Annotated in this window: 4 protein-coding genes; all 4 read right to left on the bottom strand. The window is 75.5% G+C overall.

The window, feature by feature from the left end:
• Positions 1-746 (bottom strand): NAD-dependent epimerase/dehydratase family protein (locus GUY61_RS34125; protein WP_166634195.1); only part of this gene is annotated, 746 nt, incomplete at its 3' end.
• A 165-nt stretch (positions 747-911) separates the two neighbouring features.
• Positions 912-2,198 (bottom strand): hypothetical protein, encoded by a 1,287-nt coding sequence (locus tag GUY61_RS34130; RefSeq protein ID WP_208106810.1) that lies wholly within the window; start codon positions 2,196-2,198, stop codon positions 912-914.
• A complete protein-coding gene (locus GUY61_RS34135) occupies positions 2,195-3,961 on the bottom strand; it encodes a DUF3492 domain-containing protein (RefSeq protein ID WP_166634196.1) in 1,767 nt (588 codons plus the stop codon). Before GUY61_RS34135 ends, GUY61_RS34130 begins: the two co-directional genes overlap by 4 nt.
• Positions 3,962-4,248: 287 nt before the next feature.
• A partial coding sequence (locus GUY61_RS34140; protein ID WP_166634197.1) for a DUF3152 domain-containing protein occupies positions 4,249-5,324 on the bottom strand: 1,076 nt, incomplete at its 5' end.

A 5,324-nucleotide genomic window follows, 5' to 3' on the forward strand; every position in this document is an offset into this window, starting at 1 on the left:
ACCTCGTGGAGGGCGCCGCCGTAGCCGGCGACGCGGGCGAGGACGGCCGCCGCGTCACGCAGCCGGACGGCACGGCCGCTGCCGATGTTGATCACGCCCTGGGCGGCGGACAGCGAGGCGGCGTGGACGGCCCGGGCGACGTCCCGTACGTCGACGAAGTCCCGCTGGATGCCGAGGCCGGCGAGCTTGAGTTCTCCGTCGCCGGACTGCATGGCGCGGCGCATCGCCTCGGCGAGCCGGCCGAGGGGGGAGCCGGCGGGCGTGCCGGGGCCCGCGGGCGAGAAGACCCGCAGGACCACCGCGTCGAGGCCGGAACCGAGGACGAGTTCGGTGGCGGCGAGCTTGCTCACCCCGTAGGGACCGCCCGGCCGGGGCACGGCGTCCTCCGCGGTGGAGGAGCCGGGCTGCGACGGCCCGTACTCCGCCCCACAGCCGAGCTGCACCAGTCGCGCCTGGCAGCCGCTGCGCCGCATCGCCTCGCAGACGGTGGCGACGGCCACGGTGTTGTGCCGGGTCAGTTCGCGAGCGCCGCCCCGGGTGGCTCCGGCGCAGTTGACGACGACGCCGGGGTGCACGGCGTCCAGGAAGCGGGTGAGCGCGCCCGGGCTGCCCGCGGCGAGGTCGAATCGCACGTCGGCGTCATCGCCGCGGCCGAGCGCGGTGAGCTGGACGGCGGGGTCGGCGAGCAGTCGGTCGGCGACGAAGCGTCCGAGGTATCCGTTCGCTCCGAGAAGCAGCACCCTCATCCGGCGGCCTCCTGAGCGGTGCGGGCGGTCGGGTTCATTGGCGGTGACTCCTTCGTCAGGTGTTCTCGCTGCGCGGTGGCAGCGGTGGCAGCGGTGACATCGGTGGGGGCGATGGGGGCGATGGGGATGGTGACGTCGGTGAGGCGGAGAGGGACGGGCGCGTGATCAGCCGGCGTGCGCGAAGGCCCGGGACAGCGAGGCCAGGGCGTGCGGGAGCAGCGCGAGCGCGGCGCCCGCGCAGGCGGCGGAGGGCAGCGCGCCCGGCCCCCAGGCGGTGACGGCGAGCTCCACGGGCCGGGCCAGGAACGCCATACCCGGCAGCAGGCCGGCCGGTACGGCGGCGAGTACGGCGGCCTGCACGGCGCAGGCCGCGCCGAGCGCGCCGGCCGCCGAGTCCGGGTGACCGTGGACGGTGAGCAGCCGCGCGAGATACAGCAGGACGCCGAGGCAGGTGCCCTGGACGAGCAGGTAGGGGTCTGCGTCGTACCAGAGCCGTGCGGCCAGGAGCAGTCCGAGCAGGGAGCCGGTGAACAGCAGGACGGTCGCCACCAGCAGCGGCCTGGCCCGCGCGGCGAACTCGTCCAGGCTCCGGCTGGCCGCCAGCTTCTTCCTGGCCTGTGTGCTGTAGAGCCCGGCGCACCACATGGCGGGACCGACGGCGAGGGAGAGTCCGGCGGCGAGGGCACCGGCGGTGGCGCCGTCGAGGTCGGGCGGACCGTCGGGGCCGCCGTGGAGCAACTCCTCCAGCAGGGCGTTCCCGAACAGCGCGTGGCCGAGCAGCCAGCACACGAGGAGCCGGGTCGAGGCGACGGTCCGGCCGGGGGCACGCAGGGGGCCGCTGCCGAGAGCGGCGCGCAGGGCGAGCACGGTGCCGAGCGCCCCGCCCGCGACGATCCCCAGCCTTGCGCCCCGGCCCTCGACGAGGGCGAGGGCGCCGAGGGTGAGGACGCAGACGACGCCGGGGAGCAGCGGGAGCGGGACGGCGGCTCCCGGTCGGCCCGGCGCGTGCCCCGCCGCGATGTCCGCGGTGGGGTCGGCCGCGAGACCGTGGGCCGGGTCGGCCGGTGCGCCGACACCGGACGGGCGAGCGGGTGGCTCCGCGCCGCCCTCGCGGGGCACCCGGGCGAACAGTTCCTCGGCCAGCGCGAACACGTCGCGGTGCCGGAACCGGGCCGCGGTGCGGTCCGTCACTCCGTGCGCCTCCAGCCCCGCCGCGATCTCCAGCGGGTCCACGGCCCGTTCACACAGCTCGCGGTGCCGGTGCAGCAGCGCCTTCACGGGGTCGGCGCTGCCCGGCCGGGCGGGCGCCCCGCGGCCGCCGCTCTTCACCTCGGCCCGGGTGCCGGGGCGGGAGCGGGCGGTGCCCGGGGGGGCGCCCTGAGCGTCCGGGCCGCCGGGAGTGCCGGGGACATCGAGGCCGCCGGGGACATCGGGGATGTGGTGGCTCGTCATGAGGAGACCTCCGGGGAGGACGTGACACCCGCGGACACGGGCGGGGCCTCCGGCGCCGGACCGGGTGCGCGGCCGGACGCGGTCCCGGCCGGGCGGGGCTCAGGAACGGGCGCGGCCGCCGGTGGCGGGCCGGCCTCCGTGGTCTGTGGGCGGACCGCCCAAGGCCCCGGTACGTGCACCTCGGCGGGGTGGGCGAAGAGCAGCGGGTCGCCGGCGCCGTCGCAGATGTCGCGGCGTACGGGGCAGCGGGACATCAGTTCCAGGTAGATCCCGCGGAAGGCGGCGGTGTTCTGCTCGACGGTGAAGAGTTCCCGTGCCCGGGCCAGGGCGGCCGCGCCGAGGCGCGCGCGCCGTTCGGGGTCGCGCAGCAGCGAGACGCAGGCCTCGGCGAGCGCCCGCGGGTTGCGCGGGGGCACCACGAGGCCCGTACCGCCGATGACCTCGACCACCGCGCCGACGTCCGTGGAAACGGTGGCGCGGCCGCAGAGCATCGCCTCCACCAGGCTGACCGGGAAGCCCTCGACGACGCTGGGCAGGACGACGACGCTTCCCCCGGCGTACGCGTCCGCGAGGTCCGGTGCCTCCGGGTCGCCGATCTCCTCGAAGGAGACCGGGTTCTCGCCGACTGCGTGGGCGTCGGCGGCCTCGTCGGGGAAGAGGTGGGCGGCCAGCGACCGGCAGTGGGCGAGATAGGCGGCGGACTCGGGGTCCGCGGCGGGAGCCCCGATGACGCGGAGCCGGGCGGTGGGCTCCTTCCCGCGGACCTCCGCGAAGGCGTGCAGCAGCGCGATCAGGTCCTTGGCGGGCTCGACGCGGCCCACCCAGACCAGCGTGTTCGCCTCCGGTGCCGCTTCGCCGTCGTCCGCCGTGCCGCTCCGCGCCTCGGCGACGGCGGCGAAGCGGGCGTTGTCCATGCCCGGGTAGACGGTGCGCAGCCTGGCCGGGTCGGCGCCGCAGCGCACCTGCCAGCGCCGGGCGTGGCTGTTGCCCGGGGTGATGAGCGCCGCCTGGTGGTAGATCTCGGTGGCGAGCCGGCCGTGGAAGGCGGCGATCAGGGCGCGCACCGGCGGGCTCGGGGCGGCGGCGTCCGGGGTGAGGTAGTGGGCGCGCAGCCGCACTCCGTACTCGGTGAGCAGGAGCGGCACGCCGAAGAAGCGTTTGGCCAGCAGGCCCGGCAGTGCGGCGGCTCCGCCGGACGCGGCGTGGCACAGGTCGACGGCGCCAAGGCTCTCCTCGTCGTACCAGTCGAGGGAGAGCGGGCGCAGCGCCCGCTCCAGCCGGGCCGCCACGGCGAGCAGGTCGGGCACCCGGGCGGCGTGCGCGGAGCGGCGCGCGCCGGGAGCCCGGCAGTGGGCCTCCAGGGCGCGCACGGCGGTCTCGGAGCGCAGGGCGCCGGTCAGTCCCCCGTGTTCGCGGGCCAGTTCCGCCAGCCCGTACAGCCCGCTGCGGAAACGGTCCGCCAGGTCCTCGTCCGCGCCGCAGACCGCGGCGGCCAGATCTCCGTAGTGTTCGGCGAAGCGCCGGCGCTCACGGCGGCCGTGGCTCCGCCCGTCGTCCTCGGCGGACCACGTGGGGGCGGTGCGGACCCGCCGCACCTGCGGGGGCAGTTCGACCCAGCCCAGCTCCTCCTGCCGGGCACTCCCGCTGAGCGCGTAGACGTCGAACTCGTGGCCCGCGAGTCCGCGCACGAGGCGGTCGCACCAGACACGCCCCTCACCCGCCGCATACGGATAGCCACTCTTGGTGAGCAGTCCGATCCGCACGAGTGCACCCCCGTTCTCCCGTATGGGGGCCGCCGTTCTCCGAGCGACCCGCAGCGGGACGAACGTACGCGCAGACGGCGGGGGCGCGACGGACGGTTGTCCGTCGCACCACCGGAAGGGGTGAAAGGTCGTAACTTTCCGAACCGGAACGCGTTCGGTCGCGCTATGCATCCAGCCGAATACGCAGCGTCAAACAGTGGCCACTGCAAGGACAAGGACCGCTGCCCCGGTGCCGCGTCCCCCGGGGGCTCCGTACCCCGGGAGCCCGCAGGGAGGGTCCGTACGGGCTACTGGTCGCCCGGATAGGGCCAGGGATTCGGTCGGCAGGTGATGCCGTCGTGCGAAAGGAACTTGGTCTGCTGCTGCATGACGGGGGCGAGAGCGCCGTCCGCGGAGCAGGTCGTGTGCCCGTTGCCGAGACGGTGGCCGACCTCGTGGTTGATGAGCATCTGGCGGTACGCCAGCATCTTGTCGCCGTAGGTCTCGGCGCCCCGCGCCCAGCGATAGGCGTTGATCATGATGCGGTCGGTGGAGGCGGAGTCGCAGGAGACGTTGTCCACGGTCGTGTCCAGACCGGACTTGGCACACCAGACGGCGGTCGTTCCGGGGCTGGCCAGCGTGATCACGAAGTCGGCCTCGCCCGAGGAGATCCGCTCGAAGGAGGCGGCGCCGTTGTGGGCCCAGCTGCGGTCGTCGTTGAGGGTCTTGTGCACGGCCTCGGCGAACAGTGCGGTGTCGAGTCCGAGGCCCTTCTCCACGTCGATGCGGTAGCGGTAGCGCCGTCCCTCGCCGGGCGCGGCGGCATGACCGCCGACGACCTCGAACTCGCCGGAGCCCTCCAGGTCGGGTGCCAGCGCGAACTTCGCGGCCATCTTCTGGGTGTACGTCGCCGGGGCGGCCGGAGCACCGCTTGGCGCCTCCCTGACGGACCGCTGCTGGGACCGCGAGGCCTGCTTCTCGGCCTCCCGGTCGAACTCGCCCGACGTCTGCGGCGCGTTGTCGGTCTCGGAGTCCTTGGTCATGTGGCCGGTGACGACGACCGCGACCACGGTGGTCACGGCCGCGGCGAGAATGCCGGTGAACGCGCGCCCCTTGCCCTTGCGCCGGGGCGCCTGCGGCGCCCCGGCGCCGGTCCCGGTCTCGCGTCGCGTCGTCGCGTCGATCGTGCCGGTCGCCACCGCGGTTGCCTCCTGGATGACCCCCTCGGCCTGCGATGCCGCCTCGAACGCCTCGACGTACTCGCGGCGCGGACCCGGGATCCGCGCGGCGGCCGTCCTGGGCATTCCGCCCCCCGGCGTGCGGTACACGGCCGGTCCGGCCGGCGGCAGCCCCCAGCCCCCCCCGGCCTCCCACTGCTCGGGGT

The sequence above is a fragment of the Streptomyces sp. GC420 genome (genome assembly GCF_009916105.1).
Lineage (GTDB): Bacteria > Actinomycetota > Actinomycetes > Streptomycetales > Streptomycetaceae > Streptomyces.

What these genes read in the sequence shown, in the direction of transcription:
- GUY61_RS34130 (WP_208106810.1), bottom strand. Translation starts at nt 2,198, where the DNA reads ATGACGAGCCACCACATCCCCGATGTCCCCGGCGGCCTCGATGTCCCC.